The organism is Eisenbergiella porci, assembly GCF_009696275.1.
GTDB lineage: Bacteria > Bacillota > Clostridia > Lachnospirales > Lachnospiraceae > Eisenbergiella > Eisenbergiella porci.
On sequence record NZ_VUMI01000047.1, the window covers coordinates 15,030 to 30,581 of the forward strand.

General features: G+C 49.0%; 14 protein-coding genes. 12 read left to right on the forward strand and 2 right to left on the reverse strand.

Translation table 11 applies throughout. The annotated features are described in order from the left end of the window. Positions 1-54 precede the first annotated feature (54 nt). Entirely contained in the window at positions 55-465 is a 411-nt protein-coding gene (locus FYJ45_RS21850; protein WP_154467219.1) for a DUF5684 domain-containing protein, read from the reverse strand. A gap of 255 nt (positions 466-720) precedes the next feature. On the opposite strand from FYJ45_RS21850, the gene FYJ45_RS21855 reads away from it, so the two are divergent. The 6 genes from FYJ45_RS21855 (at position 721) to FYJ45_RS21880 (ending at position 5,639) form a co-directional block, all read left to right on the forward strand. Next, positions 721-1,119, forward strand: coding sequence for a hypothetical protein (locus tag FYJ45_RS21855; RefSeq protein WP_021634164.1), 399 nt, complete (start codon positions 721-723; stop codon positions 1,117-1,119). Between the two features lie 69 nt (positions 1,120-1,188). Continuing rightward, complete coding sequence (locus tag FYJ45_RS21860) at positions 1,189-1,518, forward strand: CheW domain-containing protein (protein WP_154467220.1); 330 nt, start codon at positions 1,189-1,191, stop codon at positions 1,516-1,518. After that, the gene (locus FYJ45_RS21865; RefSeq protein WP_276893001.1) at positions 1,511-2,317 is read left to right on the forward strand and encodes a CheR family methyltransferase; all 807 of its coding nucleotides are present in this window, start codon (positions 1,511-1,513) and stop codon (positions 2,315-2,317) included. Before FYJ45_RS21860 ends, FYJ45_RS21865 begins: the two co-directional genes overlap by 8 nt. A 110-nt stretch (positions 2,318-2,427) precedes the next feature. Further along, complete coding sequence (locus FYJ45_RS21870) at positions 2,428-3,600, forward strand: class I SAM-dependent methyltransferase (RefSeq protein ID WP_154467221.1); 1,173 nt, start codon at positions 2,428-2,430, stop codon at positions 3,598-3,600. A 39-nt stretch (positions 3,601-3,639) separates the two neighbouring features. After that, a complete protein-coding gene (locus FYJ45_RS21875; RefSeq protein ID WP_021634175.1) occupies positions 3,640-4,797 on the forward strand; it encodes an aromatic amino acid transport family protein in 1,158 nt (385 codons plus the stop codon). 26 nt (positions 4,798-4,823) lie between these two features. After that, entirely contained in the window at positions 4,824-5,639 is an 816-nt protein-coding gene (locus FYJ45_RS21880) for an alkaline phosphatase family protein (RefSeq protein WP_154467222.1), read from the forward strand. A gap of 31 nt (positions 5,640-5,670) precedes the next feature. On the opposite strand, the gene FYJ45_RS21885 is transcribed toward FYJ45_RS21880, so the two are convergent. Further along, positions 5,671-6,531 carry an AraC family transcriptional regulator gene (locus tag FYJ45_RS21885; protein WP_154467223.1) on the reverse strand — a complete coding sequence of 287 codons (861 nt, stop codon included), beginning with the start codon at positions 6,529-6,531 and terminating at the stop codon, positions 5,671-5,673. A gap of 277 nt (positions 6,532-6,808) precedes the next feature. Between FYJ45_RS21885 and FYJ45_RS21890 the strand changes: the two genes are divergently transcribed. The 6 genes from FYJ45_RS21890 (at position 6,809) to FYJ45_RS21915 (ending at position 15,511) form a co-directional block, all read left to right on the forward strand. Then, positions 6,809-8,197, forward strand: a complete 1,389-nt coding sequence (locus tag FYJ45_RS21890) for a family 4 glycosyl hydrolase (protein WP_154467224.1) — start codon at positions 6,809-6,811, stop codon at positions 8,195-8,197. Between the two features lie 120 nt (positions 8,198-8,317). Then, the gene (locus FYJ45_RS21895) at positions 8,318-9,856 is read left to right on the forward strand and encodes a response regulator transcription factor (RefSeq protein ID WP_154467225.1); all 1,539 of its coding nucleotides are present in this window, start codon (positions 8,318-8,320) and stop codon (positions 9,854-9,856) included. Between the two features lie 84 nt (positions 9,857-9,940). Next, positions 9,941-11,701, forward strand: a complete 1,761-nt coding sequence (locus FYJ45_RS21900) for a cache domain-containing sensor histidine kinase (protein WP_154467226.1) — start codon at positions 9,941-9,943, stop codon at positions 11,699-11,701. Positions 11,702-11,874: 173 nt separating this feature from the next. Next, positions 11,875-13,491 carry an extracellular solute-binding protein gene (locus FYJ45_RS21905; RefSeq protein ID WP_154467227.1) on the forward strand — a complete coding sequence of 539 codons (1,617 nt, stop codon included), beginning with the start codon at positions 11,875-11,877 and terminating at the stop codon, positions 13,489-13,491. 83 nt (positions 13,492-13,574) lie between these two features. Beyond that, positions 13,575-14,525, forward strand: coding sequence for an ABC transporter permease (locus tag FYJ45_RS21910; RefSeq protein ID WP_021634186.1), 951 nt, complete (start codon positions 13,575-13,577; stop codon positions 14,523-14,525). Positions 14,526-14,611: 86 nt separating this feature from the next. Then, a complete protein-coding gene (locus FYJ45_RS21915; protein ID WP_021634187.1) occupies positions 14,612-15,511 on the forward strand; it encodes a carbohydrate ABC transporter permease in 900 nt (299 codons plus the stop codon). The last annotated feature ends 41 nt before the right edge of the window (positions 15,512-15,552 follow it).

A 15,552-nucleotide genomic window follows, 5' to 3' on the forward strand; every position in this document is an offset into this window, starting at 1 on the left:
TCCCGCGGCCGTCCTTTCCCTTTCTTAACGTCAATCATTACAACGGCTCAGCCATCAATCCTGCTTTCCCAGATAAACCGATCCCCCAAACCCAAGCATCAGAAGGAAAATGGGCCTGAGGAAGAAAAGCCCGACGGTGAAGCCCACGCCGTGGCCGAAGGCTTTTGAAAGCTTGTACAGCTGGACAATCATCAGCACCGTGGCCGCCAGGGAAACGAGAGAACCCAGCAGGGAGGGCAGAACCTCGCCAAGAGCGGTGCAGAGGATGTAAATCCAGAAGATTTTCGTATCCCAGGTGAACTTATAACAGGTATAAGTATTATAGATGGGAATGATTGACTTCCAGCCCGGCTCGTTTGCCTTTTCGTACATTTTCCAGCCTGCGGCGAGGATGAGAATGTACCATACCACGGACAGAACCACGCCGGTAAGGCCTGTTGTTTCATATAAATACTGAAATTGCATGGATAAAACCCCCTGTTCCGGACGGCATGGATACCGTCCTTTTTTATAGTATATTCTATCACGTATCTATTGGATTTGTAATACAATTTGTTCATATAATTTCACACTTAATTTCATGCAGTGCTTGAGTTTTTAACTCCGATAAAGTATTATTAGAATAGTATCAAAAAAACAGGAACGGCTGACGGAAATTTTGGATTCTCCGCAGTCCGGTTTGCAGACGGCTTTGACAGTCCAAGGCGGAAAGGAAATAAAATGGACGATGTGGATAACAGTTATCTTTTATTCGTTTCGGATGGTCTCTTTTTTTTGCTGCCGGTCTGCTGTCTGGACCGGGTGATGGATGCAGAAAAGCCGGAAGAGGAGGCGGAGGCGGCGGAATGTAACATACTGGCAGGGGCTTTGGGCGGAAACGGCAAGCGCAGGTACCGCATCCTGCTGCATAAGGAAGCGTCGGAAGAGAAGCTGTTGCTGCCGGCTGATGACATAATAGATCTCAGGGAAATCAATGATGAACAGATTTTAGAATTAACGGAACCGGTTCTGAATGAGAGGAACCGGTATTTAATTGCCGTTGCAGTAACCGAAACGCAAGAGGGAAGAAGGATTCCCGCATACATCCTGGATCCGGCCTGCCTGTCAGGAGAACAATAGAAGAATCGGTAAAAAGGAACTAAACATATATAAGCCAATAGGAATGAATAAAGGAACGGCGGGGGAACTATGGAATACATAACGGCACAGGCCGGGAAAAAGATGCTCTGTATAGAGAAGGAGCGGGTCGAAGCTATCCTGATGAAGCCGGAAATATGGCGTGTCCCGGATGTTTCGGAGGAAATTTTGGGAATTGCGGTATATAACGGAAAACTGGTGGTCTATTATCGCTTTGACTGTAAACAGGAGGCGCTCTGCGGTATTCTTGTCAGGGACGACGGCGGAGGGGTCTATGGAATTGCCGCGGCGGCGGTTGGGGAAGAAGGTCTTTCCCGGGAGGAGCTGGAGCCCGTAATGGCGGGAACCGTAAACGGGGTATGGGAGAAGAAGAGTGATTAGGCTGAGGGAAGAGGAATTCTCTGATATTGTGAATTACATGCGTGAGGCATACGGTATCAACCTGGATAAAAAGAAGGTTCTGATAGAATGCCGTATGACAAAGCTTTTGGAAAAAAGGGGACTTAATTCCTTTGGGAAATACCTGGATATGCTCCATCAGGACAGGACAGGAGATATGGCCGCGGAAATGGTCAACTGCCTGACGACAAATTATACTTATTTTTACAGGGAGCCGGATCATTTCAGGCTGCTGCAGGAACGGATCCTGCCGAAGCTTATGGAACGCAGGCAGTATGGCGGACTGGATATCTGGAGCGCTGGCTGCTCCACCGGAGAAGAATGCTATACCCTGGCCATGGTGCTGGAGGAATGCCGCCGGCCAAATAAATACATGGGAAATATACGGCTCCTGGCGACGGATATTTCAGGGGATGCCCTGGATAAAGCGCAGAAGGGCCAATATCCGGCCAAGGAACTGGAAAAGCTTCCACTGGAATGGCAGAAAAAATACTGTACGCATGTTGATGACAGAACCTTTCAGGTAAACGAAGAACTGAGATACAGAATACGCTTTGAAAAAAGGAATCTGCTGGAACCGCGCCCGTTTCTTGGATCTGGAGAAAAACAGGGACAACGTGGAGAAATCCTGCCTGCCGGAACCGCTGAAACGGTGGAAAGCCCCGCGGATATGGGCGATTCGGGTATCTGGGCGGGAAAGGAAATCTGCAGGCATGAAAAGGAAATCCTTTTTGTAATAGATATGGAGAAAACAGTGGAGGGCCTGATAATCTGCCAGTAAGGAAAAGCAGGAAAGTTTGAAAATATTTCCAGATAATGTGTAATACTATTAAAAGAGCGCGGCAGACAGGAAACGTCCTTTCTGCAAACAAACAAGTTAGGAGGAATAATATGCTTGAAGTGATGGAAGAAAAAGCAATGATACAATTTCTGGAAAAGTTTACAGACTACCCTTTCCTGGTGCGGTTCCAGGAGCATGAATACACTATTGGTGAGGGAGAGCCGTCCTTCACCGTTATTTTCAGAAATCCCATCCCTGTTTCCCGACTGATGACGAGTACGTCGCTGGCGCTGGGGGAGGCCTATATGGATGGCGAGCTTGAGATAGAAGGCGATCTTTACCAGGCGCTGGATCATTTCCTGGGTCAGATGGGAAAATTCTCAGCGGATCAGCATGCGCTGAAGAAGCTTATCCATACCTCTACCTCCAAGAAGAATCAGGAGAAGGAGGTCACCAGCCATTACGATCTGGGAAATGATTTCTACAAGCTGTGGCTGGATGAAACACTGAGCTATTCCTGCGCTTATTTCCGCAGTGAGAACGACACCCTGTACCAGGCGCAGGTAAATAAGGTGGATTACATTCTGCAGAAGCTGTACCTGAAGGAAGGCATGACGCTTCTGGATATCGGCTGCGGCTGGGGGTTCCTGTTGATTGAGGCCGCAAAAAAATACCATATTAAGGGCACCGGAATTACCTTAAGCAAGGAGCAGCACAGGGAGTTCCGGGAGCGGATAGAAAAGGAAGGGTTACAGGATTATCTGACAGCTGAGCTGATGGATTACCGGGATCTGCCCGCCATGGGGCAGAAATTCGACCGTGTGGTCAGCGTAGGTATGGTGGAGCACGTGGGGCGTGAGAATTACCATCTGTTTATAGACTGCGTGGAAAAGGCGCTGAAGGACGGCGGCCTGTTCCTGCTTCATTTTATCAGCGCCCTGAAGGAGCATCCCGGAGATCCCTGGATAAAGAAGTATATTTTCCCGGGCGGTGTGGTTCCCAGCCTGCGGGAAATGATTTCCTGCATGGCGGATGATAATTTCCATGTCCTGGATGTGGAGAACCTGCGCCCTCATTATAACCGGACGCTGCTTTGCTGGGAGCATAACTTCAGGGAGCACATGGAAGAGGCGGAGCAGATGTTTGATGAAAAATTCCTGCGTATGTGGGAGCTTTATCTGTCCTCCTGCGCGGCAACCTTCCATAATGGAATCATTGATATCCATCAGGTGCTGGCCTCTAAAGGCGTTAACAACGAGCTCCCTGCCGTTCGGTGGTATTGAGCGCAGGATAAGCGGGCGGTTAATGGAGGGATAGTGGTTATGAAGGAAATCAGGAGTGAATCGAAGCTCACTTTTTTTGAGGCAACAAGCATTATTGTGGGGCATGGAGTGGGATCCGGTATTTTGTCGGTGCCCTTTCTTGCGTCCAGAAACCGTTGGTATGATATTCTCTGGATTATCCTTTTGGTGTATGGGATTAACCTGGTGATGCATTTTATGATAGCGGAGCTGTCCTACAATAATGGCGGGGCACAGTTTATTAAGTGCTTTGAGAAGGAGCTTTTTGTGGGCAGGATGAAAAAGGCGGCGACCTGGTTTGCCTTCGGGCTGCTGGGCTTTTCCGTGGTGGTGAACGTGAGCGGGTTTATTGCCGGGGCTTCGGCTGTCTTTGAGGCCTGGTTCGGCCTGCCGTCCGCGGCGGGGATGCTGCTTTTCTATGTGCTTGCGGCGAGCGTGGTTTATATTGGTATGAAGCTGGTGGGAATCTGTGAAAAAATCGCGGTATTCTCCATGGTGGGGGTTATTGGTATTCTGTTTATCGCAACTTTGATTTCCGATGTCAGCCCTCTGCCGGCCAGTTTTGTTTCTGCTTCCAATCTGCTGGCGCTTTACAGCATGGTATCCTTCTCTCTTTCCGCGGTGATGTCCGTGCCGCAGGTGGTAAAGGGGCTGAATGGGGACAGGAATCAGATTATGGGTTCCATTGCGGCAGGTACGGGAATCAATGTGGGGCTGATTCTGCTGATTACCTTTATGACGCTTCTGGGGGCGGGCAGCGGGGTGACGGAAAACGGCGCGCTGGTGGATCTGTCCCTTCATCTGGGCGGCTGGGTGAGTATTATCGGATATATTTTCTCCCTGCTGGCTCTTGCCACATCTTTCTGGGCCAATACACTGAACCTGCGTGATATCGTAAATGAGCAGACCGGCTGGGGTGTGAAAAAGAGCTGGCTGGCCGCTTCCCTTCCCTGTCTTGTTATCGCGCTTATCGGCGTGGAGAGCTTTGTGGGCTTTACCAGGCTGGCCGGTGTGGTGCAGGTGCTGACGGGAATCGGTATTATCATTGCTTATAACCGTTCCAGAAAACATGAAGGGAGCAGTCTTATCTGCGGAAGGCTGGGGACCATACCGTTCCAGGTTATTGTGGTGGTCAGCTCCCTGCTGTCCACTATAGGATCTTTGCTTGCGGTTTCGTAAGAATTATTAAGCGGGAGGACAGGATAATGGCCGGATTGAATGAAATCTGCATTACACAGACGGCGGCAACGGTTTTAGCCCTGCTGGGTGAAAAAAAGGGGGCGGAAATGGCGGAGCCTGACAGGCGGGTGCTTGCACAGGCGGAAAAGCTCTATGGCGCGGGGGGCTGCGATCGTGTCTTTATGTACCATCCGGATGCGGTGGCGATGTGGATTTATGAAAAATACAGGGCGCATTTTGCACAGCTGGAAAAGCGGGCGGCGCTCAGGCTTCCCATGCGTTCCGTTGTCCCGCCGGTCACGCCGGTGGCCTTCGCTTCCATGTACAGCGGGCTGCAGCCGGCGCAGCATGGGATTATGAAATATGAGAAGCCGGTGCTTGGGGCGGAAACTGTTTTTGACAGGCTGCCGGAGGCAGGGAAACGTGTGGCGGTTATTTCCACGCAAGGGGACAGTATTTCCCTGATTTTTCTGGAAAGGCAGGTGGATTATTTTATCTATCCCACAAAACAGGAATGTAATGAAAAGGCGATGGGGCTGATTGCTGAGGATACTTACGATCTTATCGTTCTGTATAACGGGGATTATGATTACTATATGCACCGCAGGACGCCGGAAGGAAAACGGGCGCTGCAGGCTCTTGATGAGAATATCGATACCTGGTGCGGCATTTACGACAGAATCAGGGACTGCTGGAAGGGACACCGTACCGCGCTGGCCTTTGCCCCGGATCATGGCTGTCACCGGATGCTTGGCTTCCTTGGAACCCATGGGAAGGAGGAGCCTTGCGATATGAATATCATGCATTTCTACAGCTTTCTTCAGGAGCAGGCGGAACCGTAGGCTGCTTTGGCGGCATCGGAAGCTTTGGCCGCTACTGTTGCTCCGGCGGCTCCTTATCTGCAGCAGACTTCCGAAATTCCCTGGGAGAGACACCATAGGCATCCCGGAAAACCCGGGAAAGGTGCGCTGTGGAGGTAAAACCGCATTTTTCCGCAATCTGGCTGAGGGGCAGCCGGGTGTCCAGGAGCAGCTGGTGTACCTTGGAAAGCCTGACGTTGTATAAGTATTCCAGGAAAGTGGCCCCGGTGGCGCTGCCAAACAGGCGGCAGAAATGGTAACGGCTCATATGGACCAGCCCGGCCGCGGCATCCAGGGTAATGTTTTCCTGATAATGGGTATTGATATAATGGATAACGGATACGATTTCAGGCTGGATGCTTTTGCCGTCCAGAGTATCCTGGGCGCCTGCGTCCTCCAAAAGCTCACCCAGCAGTACCAGCAGCTGCAGGATGACGGAGCAAAGCAGCTTTTCTGCAAGAAAACCGCTTCTGTTATGGCAGGCATCCGCTTTCTTAAAATGTTCCAGCACTTCGGCCGCCTGTTCGTCGGATAAATGCAGCACACAGGAATCCAGTTTATGAAGCAGCAGGCGTGTTTCCCCTTCGGTAAGCAGGGAATGCAGTACCGGAACGGGAAGATTGATAATATAACGCTCGTAGGAGTCGGATTCCCGGCTCTCCGTATAATGAATCTCAAAGGGCTTGAGGATATACAGATCCCCCGGCCTCAGGGTATAGCGCACATCGTTCAGAATCAGGGTCCGATCTCCGGATATCTGCAGGTAAATCTCATAGGTGTCATGATAATGCTGTACCTTCATATCACTTTTTTCCGGCTTCCGGATATATTCCACCAGAAATTCTTCATAGGGCTCAAAGGCTGTGTGAAGCATCCTTTTTTCCTCCTGGAAAACATACTGGAATGCAGATTTTTTATTTTTCCGGCTGTCAGCCGCATTGCCGAAGCATGGGGAAGCCGGATAAACTTTTACATCCGTATTATATAACCCCAAAAAATAAAGAGCAATATCTGAACGGTTCTTTTATAAAATAAGCATTTATTTTGCTGTATTCTTATTTCTTGCGTGCTAGTATAATGCTATCGGACAGTAAGTGCGAAGCGGTTGGGCAGTTACTGAACAGTGAGAAAATATTTGGAGGATGAGTATTATGAGGTATACGAACAACGGAGCGGAGGACATTAAAATCGCCTATATCGGGGGAGGCTCCCGCGGCTGGGCATGGGGGCTTATGAGCGACCTGGCGGCTGCACAGGATATGAGCGGCAGTGTATTCCTGTATGATATCGACAGGGAAGCTGCGGCCAGAAATGAATGCATCGGCAACAAAATGAAGGACTTGAAGGAATGCAGATCCGCGTGGAATTATAAAGCGGTGGAAACTATGAAGGAGGCGCTGACAGGGGCGGATTTCGTAGTGATTTCCATTATGCCGGGCACCTTTGACGAAATGGAAAGCGATGTCCATGCCCCGGAAAAATTCGGTATTTACCAGTCTGTTGGGGATACCACGGGACCGGGGGGCCTTATGAGGGCGCTGCGCACGATACCGATGTTTGAAGAATTTGCCGCAGCTATCAGGGAATACTGCCCGCAGGCCTGGGTCATCAATTATACCAATCCCATGACGGTATGCGTGAAGACGCTGTACCGCGTATTTCCCAAAATCAAGGCCTTTGGCTGCTGCCATGAGGTATTCGGAACCCAGAAGCTTCTGGGCCTGGCGCTGGAGGATATCAAGGGCATCCAGGGGGCGCAGAGAGAGGATATCCGGGTAAATGTGGTAGGAATCAATCATTTTACCTGGCTTACGGCAGCGCAGTATAAGAATATGGATCTGTTCCCCATCTACCGGGAGTTTGCATTGAAATACAGGGATGAGGGCTTCGGGGAAAAGGCGGATGAAAACTGGCTGAACCGTTTCTTTGACAGCCGCGAGCAGGTCAAGCTGGATCTGTTCCTTAAATACGGCGCGATTGCAGCGGCGGGCGACAGGCATCTGGCGGAATTCTGTCCCGGCTCCTGGTATCTGAAGGATGAAGAAACCGCACATTCCTGGGGCTTTAAGCTGACCCCGGTATCCTGGAGGAAGGAAGATCTGAAGAACCGTCTGGCCAGGAGCGAGCGGCTTTACAAGGGCGAGGAGGAAATGACGATCAATCAGACCGGTGAGGAAGGGGTGCAGCAGATGCGTTCCCTGCTGGGCCTGCGCGATCTGGTGACCAATGTGAACATACCCAACTGCGGCCAGATTCCCAACCTGCCGCTGGGCGCCGTTGTGGAAACAAATGCGCATTTTAGCGCGGACTCTGTCCGGCCTGTATTTGCCGGGCCGGTACCGCAGAGCGTGTACCCGCTTGTAAGCAGGGTATGCGGTATTCAGGAAATGACCGTGGAGGCTGCCATGGGCCGGGATCTGGAGCTGGCGTTCCAGGCCTTCTGTATGGATCCCAATATGGAGCTGGGTCTTAAGGATGCCAGAATATTGTACAACACAATGGTAGAAAATACTGCGAAATACCTCACAATGTACCAGTAAGACAGGTTTGCCGGGGGTTTCCATCTTGTTAAATCTCCCTTTTTTCAATATAATAAATGCAGCGGGAAGCCATGGTGTTTTCCATGAATGTCAGTTGCGTTTGTGCGGGGGGGATAAAAAATGTATAGTCTGCTGCTTGTGGATGATGAAAGACTGGAGCTGGAAACCCTGAGGGATTATATTGCCTGGGAGAAACTGGGCTTTGACAGGGTATATACGGCAAGAAGCGGAAGGGATGCCTATGATAAGGTACTGCGGCTGAAGCCGGATGTGATGATTACCGATATACATATGCCGGTAATGAACGGAATTGAGCTGGCTAGGCAGATGTATGCGGACGGATGTACCACGAAGGTGGTGTTCCTGACCGGTTATGATGAATTTGAGTACGCCAAGGCCGCCCTTCAGGTGGAGGCCGTGGATTATATCCTGAAGCCGTTTTCTTTTGATAAAATCAGGACAGCTATGGATCGTGTGAAGGAGCTTCTGCATAAAGAGGAGCTGCTGAAGAAGTCTGTCAGGGTGTATGGGAAAAGGCTTTTATGCAAGGTGATTGATAACGAGGGCGAGTCCGGCAGGGAGGCCTGCCGGCAGTTCCTTGATATCTGTGAATGGGATAAGGAGGAATGGTTCGGGCTTGTTACCACCAAGGCCTGCCCGGAGGATTATATCATGGAACAGGTGGAAAACAGCCTGTCCGAGGTGGTGTATTCCATTCGGGGGGGTAAAAAGGGTACCTACTATCTGGTCCGTTATTTCGTGGATTTCAGGGAATCCGCAGAACGTATCTGCGCCAGGCTGGAAGAACTGGGGCTGCATACCTGCGTAATTTTTTATCCCGAAAAGCTGTCCGTGGATCAGCTTTATGATGCGGTCCGGTTTCTGGAGGAACTACGGGAACGCGCCTTTTATGTGCCGGGCGGAAATGTAATAAGCGCCAGGCAGCTGGAGGAGCAGGTAAAGCTTCTGGAAGGGGAGGAAGAAAACAGGGAGGTATCCCGCCGGATACTGGGAGAAATGAAGGAGCTTCTTCATACCCAGTGCCTGGAAAAGAAGGCGGACAGGCTGGAAGTTTTTTTACTGGAATATTTTGATAAACTGAATAATAACCCAAGAAAATGTTTTTATATCCTGGAGGAAATGAGCTTCTTTTTGTCGGAGATTTATGATGCTTGTGCGGCCCGGAAGAAAGAGGCGCGGCTTCCCGGAAAACCGGAATTGAAAGCTGCCGTATATCAGGCGCTGAATCTGGAGGAGCTTCGCAGGTTTTGTTTGGAAAACGGACTGGAAGGAATCAGGAGGCTGGGAGACAGAAAAGCGGAGGAGAGCCGGAAATACGAGCATGTGGTGAGCTGTGTAAAGCAGTATGTGGAGGCACACTACGGGGATTCCATCTGCGTGGAGGCGCTTGCTTCAGATATCGGGCTGAGTCCGAACTATGTCAGAAGCCTGTTTAAGGAGAGCGAGGGAACCACGATAAATGAATGGATTGTGGAATTCCGTATGGGAAAGGCCTGCGCGCTATTAATGGACAGGCGGCTCAAGGTAAAGGAGATCAGCCGGATGGTAGGCTATGAAAACAATTCTTATTTCTGTTCGGTATTTGCCAGACGCTTCGGTGTGTCTCCCAATGAATACCGGCTGGAAATACTGGGGTGAGCGGATGCGGCTGTTTCATGTCTGTACCTTGATGAGGATACGGAGGGAACAGCCGTTTTTTATATACGTAAGAGGAGTTAAAAAATGAATAAGCTTAAAATGACATTAAAAAACATCTCCCTGCGCTGGAAGTTCTTTTTCGGTTTTCTGATTACCTCCCTGGTGCCCATTGTGGGCTTCGGCGTCTATGCTTATACGAATACGGAAAAAATTCTGCTGGAACAAAGCTATGGCAACATGGAGGAAAACCTCGCCAGGGCCAGCAACAACATGGATATGGTTCTGGATGGCTATGAAAGCGCTTCCTCACTGATATTCATGAATAAGCAGGTCCAGGATCTGATTTCCGTGGACTTTACCAATTATGGGTATGAGGATCTGTACTACTACCTGAAGAACTATTTCGGTACGATGATGGCGATCAATTCGGATGTGAACACTTTTTCCATTTATACCACCAATCAGACGATCGCCCAGGATTATTATTTTATCTATAAGGTGACGGAGGAAATCGAACAGGAGGAGTGGTACAGACGCGCCAGGGCGGAAAATGGAAAGTCGGTATTTATGCGGGGCGGAGTAAATAAGGACGGAAATTATGTGTTTTACCTGGTGCGCTCACTGGATTATTACAGCTATGGAAGCCTACGGAATGTCCTGCGCATGGAGATTGATGAGAAGCATCTTCTGGGTGTGATTTCCGAAGTATCCCGGGATGATGAAATGATGATTCTGGATGAGGAAAATCATGTGGTATCCTGTGCGGACAAGTCCCTTACTGGGCGTTCCATCTATGACATACTGGAGGGCTATGAGGGAGAAATCGGGAATAACAGGCGTGATACGGCGGTTTATGACGGCAAGGAAATGCTGGTCAGCTCCGTAACAAGCCCCCAGGGTTGGAAAATACTTTCCCTTGTTTCTGTTCCCATGCTGGAAATGAATATCCGTACCTCCGTGAAGAACGTCATAATGTTTGGACTGCTGGCAATCGGAATGTCACTGGTCTTTTCCGCTATTATTTCCATACTCATTACACGCAGGATCAAGGAGCTGACAAAATCCGTGGAAAAGATGAAGGACGGCGTATTCGGTGAAAGAATTGAAGACGGAGGCAGAGATGAGATCGGCATTCTGGCGGAGGTTTTTTCCGACATGAGCCTTATGGTGAAGCATCTCATTAAGGATATTTATGAAAAGGAGCTGATTCGTAAGGCGGCGGAGCTGAACCTGCTTCAGGAACAAATCAACCCCCATTTCCTGTACAATGTCCTTTCCTCAATTACCTCCATGGCCATACGCAGCGGGAACTCGGAAATATCCGATATGGTGGATCATCTCGCTTTGTTTTACAGGATTTCCCTGAATAAGGGGAAAAATATCCTTACGGTAAGGGAGGAGGTGAAGCTCCTTGAGAATTATCTTGAAATACAGAAGGTCCGCTTCGGCGATGCCATTCAGATAACCTGTGATCTGGATGAGAATCTGATGGACTGTCTGATTATCAAGCTGATACTCCAGCCCATTGTGGAAAATGCGATTCATCATGCAATGAAGGATGAAACAGAGGTCCTTCATATTGCAGTCACGCTGAAGCAGGAGGCGGATTATATGGTATTTACCATCATAGATGACGGGGTGGGGATGGATGAAAATACCGTAAAGGAAATCAATTCCGAAATCCGGACTGCGGTGAGGGGCTTTGGGCTGAAAAATGTTTCCATCCGAATCCAGCTGCAGTATGGGCAGGACTACGGGGTAAAAGTGTACAGTAAAATAAATGAAGGAACCCGGGTTTTAATAAAACTGCCTATTGTCCGGAGCGGGGAAAAAGATAAACTGTAAAATTTCAACACATATTGTTATATTTTTATATAAATATTCTCCGAAAGGTATAAAAATGTGTAATTTTTATATGGAGTGTTAAATTTTAATATGTATGTATCGTTAAAAACGACGTATTATAAGCACGTAAAAGTTATTAATTGTACATATCTTACAGAGAAGGAGAGGTTACTATGAAAAAGGCTATAGCAATGTTTCTGACCTTGGCAATGGGAGTTTCCATGCTTGCCGGCTGCGGAAACAGCAGCACAACAACAGCGGGGGGAGAGAGCGCGGCAGGCGCAGCGGAATCTGTGGCAGACAGCGGGGAAACGCCTACGCTCACTTTTTTCGATAAGAACTCGGGTTCCAAGCAGTTTGACGATCCCGTAGCTCTTGAACTGATGAAACGGACCGGAATCAATATCGAGGTAGTGAACCCGACGGGAGATCCTGCGGAGAAGCTGGCGCTTATGCTGGCCGGCAAGGACTATCCCGACATTGTACTGATGGACAGGGGAAGCGATATTGTAAACAAATATATTGAAGCGGGGGCGCTTGTTAACCTGACGGATTATCTCGATCAGATGCCTAATGTCAAGGAGATGTACGGTGACACCCTGAAGAAAACGAGATGGACTGACGGACAGAACTATTATTTATCCAACTGGTATGGAATGGATCCCGACCCGGTAAGCGGATTTATTCTCAGATACGATATCATGTGTGAGCTGGTGGGCAAGGAAAGGGCGGACAGTGACGAACCCTTTACCACATCTGAAATCATGGAGGTATTCCGCCAGTATAAGGAAAAATATCCTGAGGTTGACGGGAAAAATACCTTTGCACTGACCCTTGGGGACGAACAGGACAGCAAGGGAGCCATCCTGGGCATGTATGGTATGAAAACCTATTATGAAAAGGACGGAAAGCTTTACTGGGAAATCAGAGATCCCAGATATCTGGAAGCCATGCATTTTATCAACGGTGTTTATGAGGAAGGACTCCTGGAGAAGGAATGGGTTTCCAACAACGATGAACTGTTTAACCAGAAGCTGTCAACCGGAAATATTCTGGGATACATCGGTGCATACTGGGCTGCCTGGACCGCGAATTCCAGCCTGAACAGCACCGTAGGACCGGATGCCAACTACCTTGCCTATAAAGTGGTTCCTGATGGCTATGATCCTGATAAGACAACACTGGGCGGGCGTTCTTCCCTGGGCTGGGATGCCATTGCCATTACCAATAACTGCAAGAACCTTGACGCCGCCCTGAAATTCATCGACTATTGCGCAAGCCAGGAGGATCAGGATCTGATGTTATGGGGAATCGAGGGCGTGCACTGGACAAAAGACGGTGACACCTATGTGCCCAACGAAGAAATTCTTGACGGACTGCAGAACAATCTGGATAAGACCCGTGAAGAGACCGGTATTACCAGATGGACCTGGTTTGTAAGAAATGCCTCCACCCATAAAGACGGTTCTCCCAGCCGTATGCAGATGTCCAGAAAAGACATTACAGCGACCTGGGCGGATAAGAATCTGACCAATACCTATTGGGATACCGCTGAATTTGACAATCTGATTCCTACAGGAAGCGATCCTGTAGCCCTGAAGGCACAGAAAGTCCAGGATATCATCAAGCAGGCTTATCCAAAGATGATTAACGCGGCATCCCCGGAGGAAGTGGATAAGATTTATAATCAGATGCTCGCTGACTGCGAAGCCGCAGGCCTGGAAGAGGTAGAAGCGAAAATCAATGAAAATTACGCAGCGCGTATGGAAATCTGGAATGCGGATAACTAGGACAGCCGGTACTTATTAACATAAGAAGCTATTGGAAACGCGGTTTAAACAAACCGCGTTTCTTAAAAAAAGGGGGTATTAATATGGCGAAAAGTGCTGCAGTGAAGCCGCCTAAAAAACCGCTGAAAAGCAGACTGTGGAATCAGAGATATTTGTTTTTGCTGATGCTGCCGGCCGTTGTCTGGGTTGTATTTATATGCTATGCTCCAATGACCGGGCTTTACATGGCCTTCACAAACTATTCGCCCACAACGGAAGGGTATTTCCACGATCTGCTGGGAGCGCCGTTTGTAGGGGTGGACTGGTTTGAATATTTCTTTCAGAACGATTTTGTAATGATTATGCGCAACACGCTGGCTACCAGCCTTCTGACTCTGCTGTTTTCCTTCCCGGCGCCTATCCTGATCGCTATTTTCCTGAATGAGGTGCGCAGTATGCGGATGAAAAAGTTCGTGCAGACCGCATCCTATCTTCCCTACTTTATTTCCTGGGTTATTGCGGCGAATATTTTCCTCACCTTCCTTTCGGGTGACGGTGTGGTAAACGATATCCTTCAGTTCCTTCATTTTACGGATGAGGATATCCTGTTCTTCCAGAAGGGGCCTTATTTCTGGTGGATCATTGCAATCGCCAATACATGGAAGGTCATGGGCTATAACGCCATCATCTATCTGGCGGCGATTTCAGGCATAGATCAGGAACAGTATGAAGCGGCGGAGGTGGACGGCGCCAACCGGGTGCAGCGGATTATTCACATCACGCTTCCGGCAATCAGGCCTACCATCTGTATTCTGTTGATTCTCGCCATCGGAGGAATCCTGAATACAGGCTTTGAGCAGCAGCTGCTGATGCAGAACGATTCCATCCTGAATTATTCGGACGTGCTTGATACCTACGCTTACCGGTATGGTATGAAAAACGGGATGTATTCCTACGGCACCGCAGTTGGCCTGTTTAAGTCCATTGTATCGTTTATCCTGGTGCTGAGCGCCAATTCAATTACGAAGAAGCTGAACGATTCGGCACTGTTTTAAGGGAGGACGAGAGTTTGAAGGTTCCCTTCAAACTACTGATTAATGCTGTATTGCAGGCAAGCCTGTGATATGCAGGGGGTAAGAACATGAAAAATAGAAAAATCAGACATAGAAGCAAGGAAGACTGGATTCTTGATATCCTTAAGGTTATCGTTCTCTCCGTGGTTACTATTATTACGGTATATCCGTTCTGGAATATTTTTATTATTTCTATCAACGATGCCACGGATGCCATCCGCGGAGGGCTGTATTTCCTTCCCAGAAAGCTGAGCTTTTCAAGCTATATGGAAATACTCACCAAGAAAACATTCCTTGGCTCCATCAAGGTGAGCGTGGCAAGGACGGTCATCGGAACGCCCATAGCAGTGCTGGCAACCTCCATGCTTGCCTATTCACTGTCCAGAAAGGATCTGGTAGGGCGTAAGTTCTGGAACCTGCTGTTTATTTTCACCATGTATTTCGGCGGCGGGCTGGTTCCGTACTATATGGTGTTAAAGGGGATTCACATGCTGAATACCTTCTGGGTATTTATTTTCCCGCTGATGATGAGTGTATACAATATGATACTGGTAAGATCCTATGTGGAATCCATGCCGGAATCCCTGTTTGAGGCGGCGAAGATAGACGGCGCCACGGATCTGACCGTATTTTTCCGGCTGGTGCTGCCGCTGGCGAAGCCGATTCTGATGACGATAGGTTTGTTTGTGGCGGTCAACCAGTGGAACTCCTGGTTCGACGCTTACCTGTATACATCGTCCCAGAGCCTGAAACCCATGCAGTCCGTGCTGGTGGAAATCCTGAACCAGTATCAGACGGGAGGGAGTGTATCCCAGCAGATGTCAAACGCGAAATCCGGAATGACGGTGACGCCGGACAGCATCCGGATGGCTGCAACCATGGTGGCGACCATACCGATCATTATGGTATATCCTTTTATCCAGAAATATTTTGTCAAGGGAATTATGCTCGGAGCGGTTAAGGCCTGATTAAAAACAGGCATTCGGACGATGTTTACTATGGGGGTTAA